At 65.7% G+C, this 16,855-nt stretch carries 15 protein-coding genes and 2 pseudogenes; 10 read left to right on the top strand and 7 right to left on the bottom strand.

The features are described 5' to 3' along the window. A pseudogene (locus E3T41_RS17865) lies at positions 1-298 on the top strand (hypothetical protein); the annotation flags it as partial. A 141-nt stretch (positions 299-439) separates the two neighbouring features. Here E3T41_RS17865 and E3T41_RS07750 read toward each other — a convergent pair. Continuing rightward, on the bottom strand, positions 440-2,116 hold the full coding sequence (locus tag E3T41_RS07750) for a flotillin family protein (protein WP_166791516.1): 1,677 nt from the start codon (positions 2,114-2,116) through the stop codon (positions 440-442). A 184-nt stretch (positions 2,117-2,300) separates the two neighbouring features. After that, entirely contained in the window at positions 2,301-4,496 is a 2,196-nt protein-coding gene (locus E3T41_RS07745) for a caspase family protein (protein WP_134477977.1), read from the bottom strand. A gap of 442 nt (positions 4,497-4,938) precedes the next feature. Here E3T41_RS07745 and E3T41_RS18130 point away from each other — a divergent pair, with 442 nt between their 5' ends. Then, complete coding sequence (locus E3T41_RS18130; protein WP_174775288.1) at positions 4,939-6,177, top strand: hypothetical protein; 1,239 nt, start codon at positions 4,939-4,941, stop codon at positions 6,175-6,177. Positions 6,178-6,204: 27 nt separating this feature from the next. Here E3T41_RS18130 and E3T41_RS07735 read toward each other — a convergent pair whose 3' ends face one another. Beyond that, on the bottom strand, positions 6,205-7,062 hold the full coding sequence (locus E3T41_RS07735; RefSeq protein ID WP_134477976.1) for a caspase family protein: 858 nt from the start codon (positions 7,060-7,062) through the stop codon (positions 6,205-6,207). A gap of 236 nt (positions 7,063-7,298) precedes the next feature. Here E3T41_RS07735 and E3T41_RS07730 point away from each other — a divergent pair, with 236 nt between their 5' ends. Next, positions 7,299-8,066 (top strand): BTAD domain-containing putative transcriptional regulator, encoded by a 768-nt coding sequence (locus E3T41_RS07730; RefSeq protein ID WP_134477974.1) that lies wholly within the window; start codon positions 7,299-7,301, stop codon positions 8,064-8,066. Between the two features lie 130 nt (positions 8,067-8,196). After that, entirely contained in the window at positions 8,197-9,051 is an 855-nt protein-coding gene (locus tag E3T41_RS07725; RefSeq protein ID WP_241991079.1) for a TIGR00645 family protein, read from the top strand. A 158-nt stretch (positions 9,052-9,209) separates the two neighbouring features. Here the strand turns inward: E3T41_RS07725 and E3T41_RS07720 are convergent. Continuing rightward, positions 9,210-9,572, bottom strand: a pseudogene (locus tag E3T41_RS07720) (pyruvate formate lyase family protein); the annotation flags it as partial. 81 nt (positions 9,573-9,653) lie between these two features. Continuing rightward, the gene (locus E3T41_RS07715) at positions 9,654-11,372 is read right to left on the bottom strand and encodes an AMP-binding protein (protein WP_134477968.1); all 1,719 of its coding nucleotides are present in this window, start codon (positions 11,370-11,372) and stop codon (positions 9,654-9,656) included. Between the two features lie 106 nt (positions 11,373-11,478). Here E3T41_RS07715 and E3T41_RS07710 point away from each other — a divergent pair, with 106 nt between their 5' ends. The 3 genes from E3T41_RS07710 (at position 11,479) to E3T41_RS17855 (ending at position 13,295) form a co-directional block, all read left to right on the top strand. Then, on the top strand, positions 11,479-12,435 hold the full coding sequence (locus E3T41_RS07710; protein ID WP_241991078.1) for an ornithine cyclodeaminase family protein: 957 nt from the start codon (positions 11,479-11,481) through the stop codon (positions 12,433-12,435). A gap of 45 nt (positions 12,436-12,480) precedes the next feature. Beyond that, positions 12,481-12,984: a GNAT family N-acetyltransferase gene (locus E3T41_RS07705; protein WP_092452112.1), complete on the top strand. Its 504-nt coding sequence runs from the start codon at positions 12,481-12,483 to the stop codon at positions 12,982-12,984. Between the two features lie 134 nt (positions 12,985-13,118). Then, positions 13,119-13,295 (top strand): hypothetical protein, encoded by a 177-nt coding sequence (locus E3T41_RS17855; RefSeq protein WP_166787608.1) that lies wholly within the window; start codon positions 13,119-13,121, stop codon positions 13,293-13,295. An 87-nt stretch (positions 13,296-13,382) separates the two neighbouring features. Here the strand turns inward: E3T41_RS17855 and E3T41_RS07700 are convergent, their stop codons facing one another. Beyond that, a complete protein-coding gene (locus E3T41_RS07700) occupies positions 13,383-13,823 on the bottom strand; it encodes a GntR family transcriptional regulator (protein WP_241991077.1) in 441 nt (146 codons plus the stop codon). A 48-nt stretch (positions 13,824-13,871) separates the two neighbouring features. Further along, a complete protein-coding gene (locus tag E3T41_RS18495; RefSeq protein WP_241991076.1) occupies positions 13,872-14,030 on the bottom strand; it encodes a GntR family transcriptional regulator in 159 nt (52 codons plus the stop codon). 242 nt (positions 14,031-14,272) lie between these two features. Between E3T41_RS18495 and E3T41_RS07695 the strand changes: the two genes are divergently transcribed. From E3T41_RS07695 to E3T41_RS18490, 3 genes are all read left to right on the top strand, one after another. Continuing rightward, on the top strand, positions 14,273-15,835 hold the full coding sequence (locus E3T41_RS07695; RefSeq protein WP_166791515.1) for a phosphotransferase: 1,563 nt from the start codon (positions 14,273-14,275) through the stop codon (positions 15,833-15,835). A 147-nt stretch (positions 15,836-15,982) separates the two neighbouring features. Then, on the top strand, positions 15,983-16,585 hold the full coding sequence (locus E3T41_RS07690; protein ID WP_241991075.1) for a M12 family metallopeptidase: 603 nt from the start codon (positions 15,983-15,985) through the stop codon (positions 16,583-16,585). Beyond that, positions 16,471-16,854, top strand: coding sequence for a M12 family metallopeptidase (locus E3T41_RS18490; RefSeq protein WP_241991074.1), 384 nt, complete (start codon positions 16,471-16,473; stop codon positions 16,852-16,854). Before E3T41_RS07690 ends, E3T41_RS18490 begins: the two co-directional genes overlap by 115 nt. Position 16,855 lies beyond the last annotated feature (1 nt).

Raw genomic sequence — 16,855 nt, 5'->3', positions numbered from 1 at the left:
GAACTTCGGCGACGGAAACACCGCCACCTCCCCGACCGGAGGCGCCAGCTGGGAAGCACTCGGACTTCCTGAATTCACCACCACCGACACCAGCCACAAGTACACGGCCAAGGGCACCTACTCCATCGTCCTCACCATCAAATACCAAGCCGACTACAGCTTCGGCGACCAAGGCTGGCGCCCAGTCGACGGCACCATAACCATGCCCTCAGCCCCATTCACCGTCATGGCCGCAAACGAATCCACCGTACTCGTCGCCGAAGACTGCCTCACCAACCCCCACGGCCCCGGCTGCTGACGAGGTCGGGGGTCGCACTTCGGTGCCGGAGGATACGGGGCAGGTGATCCCGCGCCCCCGGGCGCTGGCCAGACACTGTTACAGTCTTCGAACGCTAGCTGCACCGGGGCCGTGGGAGCGAATCTCCCGCGCTTCTGCCAGCTACGGGAGCAGGCGATCCCCAGCTTTCTTGGGCAGCCGGGCCGCCGCCGCACGGGTAATTGCGGCAGCAGCTTCGTCGGCGACAGCATCGAAATCAACGCCGTCGATCGACTGCGAAACGGATGTTTGGGCTGCTGATCGCGCCGCTGCGCCAGCCGTCGCTGCGGACGGGGCCACCGACGTTGACGAAGGCGCAGCGGCGGCCGACGCCGACGTTGGCGCCGCCCCGGATTGCTGTGACGCAGCGCCGGTTGCGCTCGAGTGAGTCGGCGCAGCACCAGTGGTCGACGCGGATGCGCCGCTGTGGCTGGGCGTCGCGTTCCGCAAAGCGGCTCCCGCAGTGCCGCCAAGCAGCCCACCGAGCAGGTCCTTGATGCCGATTCCCATGGTGGAGCCGAGCACGGCGTCGACCTCGCTGAAGCCGGACGCGACGTTCTTGGAGAGTTGGCTGGCGCCATCCGTTGAAATGACGGTGAGCTGGTCGATGTTACCCATCGGTGCGGCCAGTTCGTGCGCGATCTGCGGGAGCATTTCAATCAGGCGCAGCTGAATGAGCGCCTCGGACTGCTGGGCGAGGGCCTCGGCGGAGAGGCGCGTGGCCGTCGCTTCGGCGGTTCCTCGGGCGAGAATGGCGTCGGCCTCGGCCTGGCCCTCCGCGCGGGTAGCGTCGGCGTTGGCGACACGGCTGTCGCGATCGGCGGTGGCCTTGGCAACGGATGCCTCGGCCGCCGCGATCGCGGTGACCCGGATGCGGTAGGCATCGGCGTCGGCGATCGCGTTGACCTCGGACTCGAGCTCGGCCTTGCGCAGGCTGGCCCGGCGCTGGGCGGTCAGTTCCTGCTCCTGCACGATGGCCTGCTGCGCCTTCGCCTCGGCGAGCGGCTTCGACGCGGCGGCCTCGGCGGACGCCTTGTCGGTGTCAAGCTGCAGCGCGGCCTTACGCAGCGCGAGCGTATTCTGCGCTTCCGCGATGGCCTGCTCGGCGGTAATCAGGGCTTCCTGCGACTCGCGGTTCGCAACGTGCTCGGCCACCTCGGCCTGGCGACGCACCTTCGCCTGCTCGGCACGACCGATGTCACGAATGTAGTCGTTCTCATCGGTGATGCCCTTGATCTCGAAGGAGTCAACGTCGAGGCCCTGGTTGGCGAGTGATTCGCGAGCCGTGGCGAGCACCGAGGAACCGAGCTCATCGCGCTTCTGAATAACGGTCATGACGTCGGTCGCACCGATCGACGAACGCAGCGAACCGCTCAGCACCTCCTGCGCGAAGCCGTCAATGTTCTTGTCCTGCCCAAGAAACCGCTGGGCGGCGGCGCGAATCGCAGCGGGGTCGTCGCCGACCTTGACGATGGCGACGGCCTCGACGGAGAGCGTGATGCCGTTGCGGTCCTGCGCGACGGCCGTGATCTCAATCGCCCGGCTGCGCAGGCTGATCTTGAACGCCTTCTGGAAGAACGGCGTGATGAACACACCCTGGCCATGCACGACTCGCTGGCCGGATTCCTCGAGCGTGGCGCCATCGACGATGGTCTTGCGGCTCTTCTTGCCGGTGATGATCAGGGCCTCATCGGGCCCCGCGTTCTTATAGATCGTCTTGGCGTAAATCAGGCCGATAAGCAGAACCACGACAATCGTGAAAATGATCCCGGGGATCGGGCTGAACAGAAAATCGAGCATGGGGTCCTTCCGAGGAGCCGGCGCGTACATCGTTTCCGCGATTCGGTCCGACGACCTCGGCGCAGAGCTGTTCCTCCAGTGTCGCAGGCCACAGCGATGGATGCGAAAGATGTCGACAATAAGCGGATGCCGTCGGTCACGTCGTCAACGGCACCCACCGTCTTTCGGGGTCACCAGCGGGCCACTACCCGTCGATGAAGTCGGCGGCAGCGCGCAGGAACGCGGCGGCCGCGCGGGCGCGATCCGCAGCATCCGCTTCGTGACTGGCAGCGACGCCAGCCGATCCGGCGGTACCAGCGGATGCCGCGAGCGCGTCGGTCCCGCCCCCGGGGCTTGCGGCCGGGTCGAGCAGCGCCGTTATCGCGGCGGGGATCGTGCCAGATGCGGTGCCGGGCGGCCGATCAGTCGGTTCCGCTGCGGCAGCCACCAGCGGCGCCAGGAAGACCCGTGATTTCGCGGCCCGCGGCCCGTTGAAGTCGGGGTACTGTCGCGGCTGACTCGAAAATGCCTCCCGGATCTTCGCCAGGAACTCGCCGTTGGTCAGCCGATTTGCCCTCGGCACCACGAGCAGGCTGGCTGCCACGGTGAAATCGCCGTGACCGCCTGTCTCGTACGCCACCTCGGTCGGTTTACAGGCGCTGAACAGCACTTCCCGCGCCAAGGCCCGCTTGCCGGCCCGGGCGGGAGCCCCGCGCTTGGTCCGGTATTTCTCGCTGGTCTCCTTGTCGGGGATGACGTACCGCGCCCGACGCCCATGGGGAGCGGATGCCGTACTCAGGTCCTCCACATCGACCGGCAGCAGTTGCAACCGGCGTTGGCCGTCGCCCGAGTGACAGGAATCGAAGAAGGCGGTGAGGCTGACGCCGTCGGGCAGCTGGTCGAAGATCTCTCCGAGGTCGTCGTCGATGATCAAATTGCCCTCGCGAAAGTCGATCGGGCAGAGCGCTTCGTCGTACTGCTTCTCCTCGTTGCCGGACTCCGCCTCGTCACCGTCAAGGTCGTCCACGTAGGTGCCGTGCCCGGCGTACTGAAAGACCAGCACATCGCCCGCGACGCTGCTCGCCACCACGTCGAGCAGCCCGAGCAGAATATTCTGCCGGGTCACCTCCGCGTCGAGCAGCGTGCGCACCGCGAAACCGGCCGCGGTGAGCTGCGCTGCCCAGGCCTCGGCATCCGCTACGCAGCCGTAGAGGGCATCGCCGCCGGGATACGCGTTGATACCGACACAGAGCGCGTGGTGGGTTCCGGCCCGCCGGGGCGTGGTCGGGCCTGGTACCGGCCAGAGCTCGTCGCCACGGGAGCGGGTGATCGGGAATGACTGAATGCGCGAGCTGCCGGTGACCCGGCGCGCGACGCTGTCCATGGTCGGGATGTCGGTGTCGAACCCGCCATGGCTGGTCGAGGTGCTGCGGTTGGTCAAGGGGCCGCCCGTTGCTTTCGACCAGATAATGTCAGCGATGCCTCCGCTCGCGCCGGACAGCCCGAACAGTCGACTGAGCACCGGGTCGGCGCGGAGGCACTCCTCGAGGCCCAGAATGGGCGAAAATTCTTCGGGCTCAAACGACGCCCGCACCAGGTAGAGCAGGGACTTTCCGTAGGCGCCGAGGCAAGTGTCAGCGCGCTCGAGCTTTTCGGTCATGGTGAACAACGCCAGCGACTTCACCTCCTGGCCACACAGCGGCACGAGCTGCTTCTCGAACACATCGGTGCGCACGGCCGGAGCCAGCAGGCTGAGCGTGTCGAAGGCCGGTACCCCGGCCTTCAAAGCGGCGGGAATAAAGAAGGGATGAAAGATTGATCCGGCACTGTGCCCAACGGCGTGCACGCTGATCGTGTCGGGGTGGGCGGTGCAGTACGCGCCGAGTGCTTCAGCGACGTAGCGGGCGCCGCCGTCCCCGGCCGATGCAGCCTCGGCCGCGCGCTTCATCTGCCCCCAGATCGCCTGCCCCTGGCCGAATCGGGCCGCGAGTTCAAGCACGCGGTCCTTGGCCTCGTCGAGCCAGCCGCGACGACCCTGCGCCCAGTCCCCCACCGCACCAGCGATGGCCCCGGCCAGGCCGGTCTCCCAGACGAAGTGAATGGGATACACGCCGTTGGACTTCCACCACTCCACCTGGGTGGCAGCGATCCGCAGCCCGGACTGCTCGCCGACCAGCCCGCCGTGGGCGCAGAACATAACGGGTACGACGCCGCCATGCTCGGCAACAAAGGCCGGCAGATGCGTCGCAAAAACGGCGTCGACATCTTTTTTAGTGGTCTGGAACACTCCACTCGATGAGAATTTGCCGCCGCTGAGGTTGACCACGTGCGGGCGAAGGCGGTCGAGCTCACTTGGAGACAGCGGCGGCTGCCGTGTGGCGGGGGGCATCGGTTCGGGCATGGCACCGTTCCTCTCATTCAGTTCATGTCATCTAATTCATGCTGGAACAGGGGTGGGGCGTTGCGATTATGTCGCTCCAGCGTTACTGCTGCGTTACTTCACCCGAAGCCTTGACAAACCACGCCGGCGGTTGCATATTGCACACAGAAACGGATGCTGTGGGGGCCGCCATGACAACTGGTATCGATCCCGAGTCTGCTGACGCGTCGCTCGCGCAACCGAGCGATCCAGGGCTGAGCGATCCAGGGCTGAGCGATCCAGGGCTGAGCGACGCCGGGCAGGGCGGTCTGCAGGTCAGCCTGACCGTTCTGGCCGAGGGGCCGTTCACCACGGTCCCCCCGAATCCGCCCCGGGCGAACCCGCGCCGCTGCTCACGACCACGCTGCGGGTTCCGGTCGAACGCATCGGCCCGGGGCCGCGCAGCGCCCGGTTCGACGTGATCGTGCGAAAGCCCCGTCAGAAGCCGTTCAGTCTCGACATCGGCTCCCCGACCCCGCCGTGGATGATCGTCGACGAGAAACCGCCCGATGATCTGGCGGCCCTGCTGGAGGACAGCCGATTCCTGGCGCAGCAGGTGTACGCGGTGGCGGCATCCACTCTCGCCCTGCATGAAACGTTCGCCGACCTCGTGGCGCTGCTGTCCGTGTTTTCCACCCGCACCCTGGTCGAACAAATGTTGACGTCGTCCGGCGGTGACACCCTCAACCTCGATACCCTCAGCGAGGATGTACTTCGGAGCGACCTGTTCAGTTTGGGCGATGAGCTCTTCAAACGCGGAACCGTTCGGTCGTCCCTGAGCGAGGACAGTCCGCCCGACTGGCGCACCCTGCGCGACCCGCACGCTCGCGGCGGCGCGATCGTGCAGGTACTGCTGCGCGTGGTGGTGCGACTCTGGCTGAAGCGGCTCGACTTGCCCGGAGGCCGCTCGAGCCTGTACCAGATCGCCGGCGCAGACGTTGGCCGTCAGGTCTTGGGAATGCTCATCCGCAGCCTGGGCTACATGGCACCGGTGGATGTGACCTGGGAAGACCTGCTGGGCGGAATCCTCGCCGCCGACATGGCGGTCGTGCCCGACGACGACCTGGAGTATCATCCCGTCGTTACCGAGGCATTCGCCGAGCTCGGCATCAAATTGCCGCCGAACCACGACCTTTCGGGCGTTGCGACCTTCATTGGACTGCGGTACCCAATTCGGCTGGCCGCCCTCAGCTCCGACCCGGAAGAGATCGTACGTTTTCTCTGGGAGAACCCGAAATTGCTGGAGGCGGCGAAGATCGACCCCACTCGCCCCATTTCAGTGGAACGGGTGCGGCCGACACTTCGGGTTGGGCCGGACGGCTTCGTGGTGTCGGAGATCGGTGCCACCTTCACCCAGGAATTCACGTTCACCGTCGCTGAAGCGCGCAGATTCGGGCTGACCACCCAGGCGAATGTTTTCATTCGCGGTGGCGGGCAACTGCGCTTCGACGAGGGTGGTCGTCTGAGCTTCGCCGCACTCAAGCCGATTCTCGACCTGGATCGGCAGCGGGCTAAACTCGCCGCGCACGCCCTCGCTCGCCCGGCGCTGAAAGCGGCTGCCGCGCCGCCCCCCGCACAGTCGCCCGCACCGCCGCCCGCCGCCGCGCCCGCTACCCCGGCACCAGGCGTAGCCGAACTGCGTCGGCCGACCTTTCACCCCTGACCCGTCTTCTGCGCACGAGCGCGGCGTTCAGAACGCGGTGCCCCACGCCGTTGTTTTGCCGGGGTCGGGTGCCTCGAGCTGCGCGATCTGTTCGAACTTACGGGCGCGCAACTTCTTGTTGACGCGCTTGACGACGTCGGCGCGACTGGCGCCGGCCCCGCTGCGCAGCTCCTCGAGCAGAAAATGCGTGAACGCGCCGTTGTACCGCCCGTCAAAGTTCGCGTCGATCGCTTCCTGGTCGGCCTGGCATGCGGCCAGCGACACGGGCTTCGCAACGGCCGACGAGGTACGCACCAGATCGCGCAGTATGCGGGTGTTCGCGCCCGCGACCGCTGTGCCGTCCCGGCCTAGCGGTGTCGGTGGGGGCACGAAGCGTGGACGACGGTCATCCGGTAGGAGGAGTTGGTCCATCGCCCGCAGGCCGCTACCGCTATGGCAGGTGTCGAAAATTACGTCGAGCAGCACCCCCTCGGGCAACCGGGAAAACAAGGTGTGCAGTTCGTCGTCGACGATGAGCGATTCGAGGTCCCACTGGGTGCCGACCTGACGCAGGTGACAGGTGGCAAAGGCCTCGTCGACGCCGTCAGGCTCTTCGTTATCGGTGTCGGCCACCTGCGTGCCGTGGCTCGACATGGTGAACAGAATGCGCTCCAGATGCTCCCCCGGGGTATTCGCCCGGTCGAGCGCCTCGACCAGCGTTCCGTAAACCGCATCCCGGGTCGCGGCTTGGTCGGTCAGCAGGGTGATGCTTGAGTCGGCAAATCCGAAGGCGCTCCCGAGCAATGCACTGAGGTCTTCGGCATCATTGACGCAGCCGTTCAGCCAACTGCTCATCGGCAGGTTCTCGAACCGATTGATGCCCACGCAGAGTGCCAATTGCTTCATGACGATCCGATCAAAAGGGCCGATTGCCAGCGGATGCCGCAGGCCAACTGTACAAACCCCGGCGTTACTGGCTGGTTACTGCCAGCTGTCGGGGGCACGCGTTGGCGGTGGCGGAGCATCCACTTTTTGGCGCGCACACGGCATTGACAACCGCCCCGGGGTGGCCATTCTGGGCGGTAGCGGATCCCGCCTGAGGTTGCGGGTCAGCTTTGTACTTTTTCGCGGATCGAGCACTCATGGGATTTTCAGTGACACCGGGCTGGGATCTTCGCGTGCTGGGCTACTGGCAGTTACGCTACAGCGGCGTGCCAGTCGAGGTCGGTGCCCGCCAGCAGCGGCTGCTCGCGGCCCTCGCCGTGTTGCACACCCAACCGCGGCACGTGCTGGCCGCGCTGCTCTGGCCGGATAGCTCCGAGCGTCAGTCGGCCGGCAACCTGCGAGCGAGCGTGTTTCGTATTTCGCACGAACTCCCCCGATTGCTCCACGCAACCGATCCGCTGCAGCTCGACGCGGCGGTGCGTGTGGATCTGCACAAGGTACGCGATTTGATCACCGAGATCACCCTGACCGGCGGGTTGCCGTTGCCGCCGGAATCCGTCGATGTATTGCAGGAGGCCAACCTGTTGCCGGGCTGGTACGAGGAATGGGCGCTGGAACAGCAGGACCATCTGCTCAATCAGAGGGTGGACGCCCTGGAATCCCTGGCCCGCTCCCATCTGCTGGCCGGCAGTTTCAGTCGCGCCCTGGGCGCGGCCCGTGCCGCTGCGGTTGTCGATCCGTTGCGGGAGAGCACCCAGCATCTGCTCGTGCGCTGCCATCTCGCCGAAGACAACTATGCCTCGGCGGTGCCGGTGTACCGCAGTTTTCGCGCCCATCTGGGCCGTGAGCTCGGCGTCGAACCATCCGCCCATTTCGCCGCGCTGCTCGGACTGGAGCCGACCGATCTGTCCGGAGGCCTGCCCACCGGCCGCAGAGCTCTTGAGCGTTCGCTGCGACCTTCCTGATCGTCCCGCCCAGGCGCCCACAATGCTGGCGCGCGGCCATCGTGACCGGATTCATCAACACGTCAGCGTACGTCCACAGGCGCTGCGGCGCACAGGAGGTTCTCACCCGGGCCTCCCTTATGATCAACCGGTGACTGAAACCGAGTTCCCCCGCCCGTTCCGCCCGCAGTCGCGCTGGGTGCGCAGCGTCGGCTTGATGATCTTCTTCAGCCGCTGGCTGCAGGCGCCGCTTTATATCGGGCTCATCATCGCGCAGATCATCTACGTGATCGTGTTCATGGTCGAGCTCATCAACCTCGGCGGCGACGTCTGGACCTCGCTGACCGTGCCAGGGGACGACGGTGGCATCCACGTCGAAGAAGCCGCGATCATGCTCTCGGTGCTCGGCCTGATCGACGTCGTCATGATCGCGAACCTGCTGATCATGGTCATTATCGGCGGCTACGAGACGTTTGTGTCCCGCATCCGTTTGGAAGGGCACCCCGACCAGCCGGAATGGCTCTCCCACGTCAATGCCAACGTGCTCAAGGTCAAGCTCGCCATGGCCATCGTCGGCATCTCGTCGATCCACCTGCTCAAGACCTTTATCGAGGTCGGCGACCTGGCCGCGCGCGGCACCCCCGTCGATAACAACCCGACCGAAACCATCACCGGCAATATCTACACCTGGGACGGCGTGCTGTGGCAGGTCATCATTCACATGGTGTTCATTCTCTCGGCGATCGCACTGGCCTGGATCGACCGGATGTCCCAGTCCGGTCATTCACCCGCCACAGGGGTGGCCGCGGTGCACCCGGTCACCCCGGCACCGGCACCGGTCGCGGCCCTCGCCCCCGCGCCCGCGCGCCGCGAACTCGAAGGCCACCCTGCGGGAGCGACCGGAATCGCCCTTCACCTCTCCCAGCTCGGTCAGCTGCGCGAAGCCGGCGTGGTGACGGATGCCGAATTCCACGCCAAAAAAACGGAGTTGCTCGCCCGCTTCTAGCCAGAACGTCGTGAGGCCGCGGGCGCGGAACTGGGCCCGCACCCGCTCCTGCAGCGCGGAATCGGGCGGCAGCACGCCGTACAGCGAATACGGAATGGCCAGGCGATTCCACTTGTCCTCGCCCATCTGATGAAAGGGCAGTACCTCGACCCGGGTGTGCGCCAGCCGCCGAAGGGCATAATGGCTCGCTTAAGCGGGGCATCCGTTTGCAGACCGACAATGGTCTCGCTCGGCTGGTCGATGTAGCCGGGGGCGTGCGCGGTAATCGATGCCGGGGTGGTCGGGTCGACGTCGTAGACGCCGAGCGCGCGCTCCCGGGGGAACATCTCCGTCAGCCGGGCCCAGAGCGCCAGTGTGCGGTCGGTGGCGCCGGTCAGAAAGCTCGCATCATCGGTGAACGGCGTGTAGTTGCGCTGGATCAAATCTCGAACATCAATGCCGTGCTGCCACGGCCCGGCGGTGAAGCCAGCCCAGCCTGTGTCGTCGGTTGTCGTGGCACGCGGGTTGTCGAGGAGGGTCATGCTTCCACGCTAGCGAGGGGGCCAGGCCCGGTCTCGGGCTGTAAGCGCCGACTTTCCCGCAGATTTTTCGAGCGGATGCTGCTAGCGCGTGAGCCCCGGAAACTGGTCGTCGCGCCATTCATTCGGCAGCCGGGTGCCGGCATTTGCCGCGTCGGCTTCGCGCTCGCGTAGTTCGACCCGGCGGATCTTGCCGGAGATGGTCTTGGGCAGCTCGAAGAATTCCACCCGGCGCACCCGCATGTAGGCGGGCAGGCCGGTACGGGCATGCCGAAGCACGGCTTCGGCGGTTTCGGCCGTCGGCTCCCAGCCCGGGGCGAGGTGGATGTACGCCTTGGGAATGTTCAGCCGGGTGGCATCGGGCGCGGGAACCACGGCGGCTTCGGCGACCGCGGGGTGTTCGAGCAGCACGCTCTCCACCTCGAACGGCGACACCTTGTAATCGCTCGACTTAAACACGTCGTCGGTGCGGCCGATAAAGGTGAGGTAGCCGTCGGCATCCACTGTGGCGACGTCGCCGGTGTGAAAAAAACCGCCGCGAATGGCGTGCGCGGTAAGGTCGGGTTCGCCGTGGTAGCCGGTCATCAAGTTGACCGGGCTCGTCGACAGGTCGAGGCAGATCTCACCTTCCTCGGCGGGCAGTTCGGTGATCGGGTCGAGCAGCTTGATCGAGACGCCGGGCAGGGGCAGGCCCATCGACCCGGCCTTCAGCACCGATCCGGGACCGTTTCCAACGATGGCGGTGGTCTCGGTCTGGCCGAAGCCATCGCGGATGGTCAGTTTCCAGCCGTTGTCGATCTGCCGAATGACCTCGGGGTTAAGCGGTTCCCCGGCGGAGAGCAACTCGCGCAGGGCGGCCGGCCGGGGGCCGACATCCGCTTGAATGAGCATGCGCCAGACCGTCGGCGGCGCGCAAAACGTGCTGACCTTCGCTCGATGCAGCTGGGCGATGAGGGCGCTGGGATCGAACTTGGAGTAGTTGTAGACGAATACGGTCGCCTCGGCGATCCACGGGGCAAAGAAGCAGCTCCAGGCGTGCTTGCCCCAGCCGGGCGAGCTGATGGCGAGGTGCACATCTCCGGGGCGAAGGCCCAGCCAGTACATGGTCGACAGGTGGCCGACCGGGTAGGAGGTCTGCGAGTGCAGCACCATTTTGGGCTTGCTCGTCGTACCGGAGGTGAAGTAGATCAGCGATGGGTCACCGGATGCCACGACCGTCGCGATGGGTTCCGGGGTGAGCGCGTAGGCGTCCGCGAAGTCGGCCCACCCGGGGCGCGGCGCGCCGACGCTGATGCGGGTGTAGTCGCCGGGAACATCGTCGAACTTGGCTGCATCGGACGAGTTCGCGATCACATGGGTGACGCCGCCGCGAAGCACCCGGTCGGTCAGGTCATGAGCGGCGAGCACGGCACTGGTCGGCATGATGACCGCGCCGACCTTCATAATGGCGAGCATCGCCTCCCAGATTTCGAGCTGGTTGCCGAGCATGAGCATGACATGGTCGCCGTGCCGCACGCCCTGCCGGGCCAGCCAGGTGGCCACCTGGTCGGAGCGTTGCGCCATCTCGGCGAAACTGAACTTCTGCTCGCTGCCGTCTTCTTCGACGATCCACAAAGCGATTTTGTCGTTGCCGCGTGCGAGCACGTCGAACCAGTCGGTGGCCCAGTTGAAGTGTTCCCCCACGTCGGGCCATTCAAACTCCTGCGCGGCACGGGAATGATCGTTGCGCAGCGCCAGCAACTGGTCGCGGGCGGCCCGGTAGTTATCCGTGCTCGGTTTGGTCGTGCTCACCTGGTGAGTCATACGCCGTTGTCTCCTCTTGCCACCGTGAAACGTGTCGCCAGGCTGAAACGGCGACAGTCCATTCTGGCAGTGCTGCGGACGCAGGCCGCCCGATAGTCTGCGACGGATGACATTTACAAGCTCCAGACCCGCTCCGACCACCATGGTCACCACCGAAGAAATTTTTGAGCGGGTGGACTACGGTACGGCGGTGCGAGCCGTGCAGAACGCGCTCGCCACCGGGCTCGATCCGGTGCGTGACTTCGCCCGGCAGGTTCTGGCGGTCGCGAACGGCCAATTGCTGCTCATGCCCACTGAAGCTTCGGATTTCGTCGGCATCAAAGTGGCGTCGGTCACGCCGGGCAACCCGGCCCTTGGTCGGGAGCGCATTCAGGGCGTCTATCTGCTGCTCGACGCCCTGACGCTCACGCCGATCACGCTGTTCGACGGCGCCGCGATCACGACCCTGCGCACCCCGGCCGTGTCGGCCGCGGCCGCCGACTACCTGGCTCCGGCCGCCGTAGAACACCTGGTGGTGTTCGGTTCGGGGCCGCAAGCCTGGGGGCATATCGAGGCGATGCGGGCCATCCGCTCAATAGACCGGGTCACGATCGTGGCCCGAGACCAGCCCCGCGCCGAGCTGTTCGCCGCCCGGGTGACCGCCAGCGGCCTGCCGGCCCAGGTAGGCACGGCCGCTGACGTGGCAACGGCCCAGTTGATCGTCTGCGCCACCACCGCGCGTACTCCGCTGTTCGACGGCAGCCTGGTGCACGCCGATTGCTGCGTCGTCGCCGTCGGTTCGCACGAAACGGATGCCCGTGAGCTCGACTCAGCGCTCCTCGCCCGCGCGCAGGTCGTCGTCGAAGACCCGGCCACGGCGCAACGGGAGGCCGGCGACGTCATCATCGCGGTGGCCGAGGGTGTCATCGCCCCGCACGAGCTCGTGCCGCTGCTTGACATCGTGACGGGAACCGTCGCCGTCACGGCGGAAACTCCGCGCGTCTTCAAGAGCACCGGGATGTCATGGGAAGACCTCGTCATCGCGACCGCCGTGTACCGGGCCGGAGCGCGCTCGGAGGCGTAGCGGGCCCGTGGTTCGCGGGCCAGGGCGTTGGCCTATCGTTAGTGGGTGACCTACTCGATTCGTTCCCTCGTGGCCGCCGACCTGCCGCGCCTGCTCGCGCTCAACAATGCCGCCGTTCCAGCGGTCAATGAGCTGGATGCGCCGGCACTGGTCGCGCTGGTCGAACACAGCCACCTCGCGGTCGCTGTCGTCGCCGACGACGATGCGGCCGCCGAGGTACTCGGCTTTGCCATCCTTTTTGTCGCCGGCGCCGAGTACGCGAGCGAGAACTACCGCTGGTTCTCCCAGCGATCCACCGATTTTCTCTACGTCGACCGCATCGTCGTGGCCGACGGTTTTCGCGGGCAGGGGCTCGGCCAGGTTCTCTACGATGCCATCTTCGGTGCGGCCCGCCGCGAGCTGCTCGCCGAGGTGCTGTGCGAGGTCAACCTCGAACCGCCGAATCCGGGATCCCTCGCGTTCCACGGCCGCCTCGGGTTCGCCGAGGTCGGCCAGCTGTCGACGAAGGACGACACCGTCGTCGTGAGCCTGCTCGCGGCATCCGTTTAGCGGTGCGGCCAGACTGTTCTTTACACACAGTTTGGCGGCGAATTCAAGGGGCAGCAGAGAAACACGGAACACCCTATGGTCAATCTGACGCGAGCTACCGCTTGCGCAGAACTGAGCCAAGGGAAACCCCCGCGATGCGACTCACCTGCCCGTTTTGCAAGTCACCCGCTGATTTGAAACCCAACCCCGCGCAGGCCCTGCGCATCACCCTTCCGCTCTACGTCCTCAAGTGCACTGGCTGCGAGCGCACCAGCATCCGCGTCGAACCGGCCAGTCTGCCCCACGTCATCCTGCCGCCGCGCACGGCCTGAATCGTTCGCCGCCGGGAACAAAAAGGCGAAGCTACCGGCTTGGAACGACTGTGCCCGACCCCAAAGGTCCGGGCATTCAGATGCCGGTCACACCGAAATGGATGCCGTCGAATCGGTCAGTCGCGCCAGCGCGGCCTCGGCATGGTCGCTGAGCCGACTCTCGGCCAGCGGCCCGTCGCCGTTGAACACAGCCTCGGCGATACCGCGATGCTCCGCGATCCACTCCCCGTCGACCCGATAGGAGTCCTGGAGTACGGTCAGGCACATCCGGGTCTTCGTCATCAGGGTGCTGTGGATGCGCGCGAAGCGGCGGCTGCCACTCAGGGCGACAAGGCGTTCATGAAAGACCATGTCGGCGTCGCTCATGGCGGCACGATTGCCGATGGCGGCAGCATTCTCCATCTCTGATACCTGGGTCAGCAGTTCCTTGCCGGCGGCTACGTGGTCCGCCCGCACCAGCAGCTTGCAGGCCGCCGACTCGATGGCGGTGCGCAGCACGTACATGTCACGAATCTCAGCGTCCGTCATCTCGATGACGAACAGACCCCGGTTGCGAATGCTGACCAGGAGTCCCTCCTACGTCAGGCGCCGCATGGCTTCGCGCAGAGGGCCTCGACTGACACCGAGTTCACGGGCGAGTTCTGCCTCACCCAGTTGCGACCCGGGAGCGACCTCGCCGTGCGCGATCGCGTAGCGCAGCTTGCGAGCGATGATCGACGGAGTTGATTCCTGCACGACCGGTTCCAATGAATATCGCTGGGGCATACCCTGCACGGTTCTTCCCCAATGGATGTCTAGCATCATCTGAAGGCGTCCCACCACGCTGTCCGTTGTTTACAATTGTAACTTGGGGCGCCGAAATTGTCGCCCGATCGACGCAATCCCGGTTAGGGGGCTTGACAGAGGCTACCGCAAGCCCCAAGTTCGGGTCCTCGGGCGCGCCGACAGAATCCCGGTTGGGACGCTACGCTGGCGGCATGATCGATGGAGACAGCGCTCACCGTCCAGACCGAGATTCGCAGCCCCACAACACCGCCGACCTCGCCCCCAACCATCGCGGCACCCCACTGCCCAGCTACGTCAATGCCTGGGTGTCGACGCAGCGTTGGTTCGGCAACAAGGGGCGAGTTCCCGCGCTGCGCAGCATCGGGCACTTCGCCCTCGACTGCGCCGAGCCGGGAGTCACCATCCGCGTTGATTTCGTGCTCGACACAGCGAGCCTCACCCTCACGCTGTACCAGTTGCCGACCACTGAACGCTTCGAGGAATTGCCCGGCGCCGACAACGCCCTGATCACCGTGCGCCAACCGGGCTCGCTCAACGCCCGCTACATTTACGATGCCGCCTACGACCCCGCCTTCGCTGCCGCGTTGCTGGCATTCATGGAGCGGCAGGACGTGTCCGTGTCCACCAAACCAACGGCGACCGACCGCTCCGCCGCCAGCGCGCGGGGCGAGGACCTGCGCCCGCGCTCCACCGCCCCTTCCAGCACGACGGCCGCAACCGTCATATCGAGTCGGGTGCTCAGCGGAGAGCAATCCAATACCTCGATCATCGTGGAGCGCGTCGACGCATCCGGTTCGCCAGCGGTGCCGATTATTTGCAAGGTCTTCCGAATTATTCATGCGGGAGAGAATCCGGATGTGACGGTGCAGGCTGCGCTGGCCGGTGCCGGCTCAACTCGCATCCCGCTGCCGTTCGGTGCCGTGCTCGGCCAGTGGGACGATCCGGCCGAGCCCGGCCAGAGAGCGGTCGGCCACCTGGCATTTGCCCAGGAGTTTCTGCCCGATGCACCGGATGCCTGGCGCACGGCCCTGATCGCTGCCGCCGCGGGCAGTGATTTCACCGGCCCGGCCTTCCGGCTGGGGCAGGCCACCGCCGACGTGCACCACGATCTCGCGCGCACCCTGCCGACCTTGGAGGCGAGCCCCGAAGTCATTGCCGAGGAAATGGCCAAGATCAAACTGCGCTGCAGTCAGACCCTGCGTGAAGTCCCGCTGTTGGCCAAATACCAGAGCGCCATCGAAGCGGTGTTTGCCCGGGCGGAATCCGCGGCGTGGCCCAGACTCCAGCGCATCCACGGTGACTTTCACCTCGGGCAGGTTCTCGACGTGCAGGGCCGCGGCTGGGTGCTGCTGGATTTCGAGGGTGAACCGCTACGCACTCTGCGGGAGCGCACCCGGCCCGATGTCCCGCTGCGCGACGTCGCCGGCATGCTGCGATCCTTCTCCTACGTGTCCGGCGCGATGACGGCGACCACGGCCGAAGCCGCGGTCACCCTCGCCTCAGCCGGTTCGTCGTCCTGTGCGATGACGAAGAATCTGCCGATGATTTCCGATTGGGCAATGGCCTGCCGTGGCGCTTTCCTCGACGGTTACGCGGAACGCTCCGGCCTCAAACTGGCCGAGCAGCTTGCCTTGCTCGAGGCCTTCGAGCTCGACAAAGCTCTCTACGAGGCTGTCTATGAGAGTCGCAATCGACCCGCCTGGCTGCCGATCCCGCTCGCTGCGATCGAACGGCTGGTCGGCACGCCGGACTGATCGTGGTGCGCAATGCCGAACTGTGGGCCGCCGGGCGCGACTCCGTGCACCGGCCCCGAGTAACGCTCCGATAACGCCCGGCGGCGTAGCCTGACGCGCGTTCCGGCACAGTGCCAGCAAGGGACAGAGCGCCCAGGGAGTAGTTCCATGGCAGAAAATATTTCCGGCCCCGGGGGCGACCAGAAATTCGTTAGTGAGGGTGAATTTCAAGCGGGCGAATCGGTATCCGGTTTCATCTCCGGCGTCACCTTCGGGCCAACCGAAGTGGTCTACTACAAGGTCAACAATCTGGCCGTCTTCGAAGGTGACATTGTGCTGGGCACGGTTGCCGAGTTGGAGCAGACCAAGGATGCCGAAAGCCACGACGACGGTCGTGCCCGCGGCGTGGCCATCACCGGCGCGCGCTTTCGATGGCCGAACGCCCACGTTCCGTTTCGGATCAACGCCGCCCTTCCGAACCAGCAGCGGGTGCGCGACGCGATCTCCCACTGGGAGGCCAGCACTCCCATCCGCTTTACCGAACGCACGGCGGCCAATACGGGGCAATTCTCCAACTTCATCGAGTTCAGCGATTCTGGCGGATGCTGGTCGATGCTGGTCGATGCTGGTCGATGCTCGGTATGCAGGGTAACGGCATGCAAACCATCAGTTTGGGGACCGGCTGCAGCACCGGTAATGCGATCCACGAGATCGGCCACGCGGTCGGGCTCTGGCACGAACAGAGTCGGGAGGATCGCAACGCCTTCGTGACGATCAACGTGGCCAACATTGAGTCGGGTATGGAGAACCAGTTCGACCAGCACATCGTCGACGGTGACGATGTCGGTGGGTATGACTACGGCTCGATCATGCACTATCCGCGCACCGCGTTCTCGAAGAATGGGCTTGAGACGATCACCCTGGTGCAGGCCGGAGCGCAGATCGGTCAGCGCACCGCGCTATCGGCCGGTGATATCGCCGCGGTCAACCTCATGTATCCGCAAACCGTACGGGCCAGTTCGAGCCCGGTGGTGTCGTAGG

The sequence above is a fragment of the Cryobacterium sp. Hh38 genome (assembly GCF_004403235.1).
GTDB classification, from domain to species: Bacteria; Actinomycetota; Actinomycetes; order Actinomycetales; family Microbacteriaceae; genus Cryobacterium; species Cryobacterium levicorallinum.
Note: the sequence above shows the minus strand (reverse complement) of the source record. Positions and strands in the feature narration are given on the sequence as shown.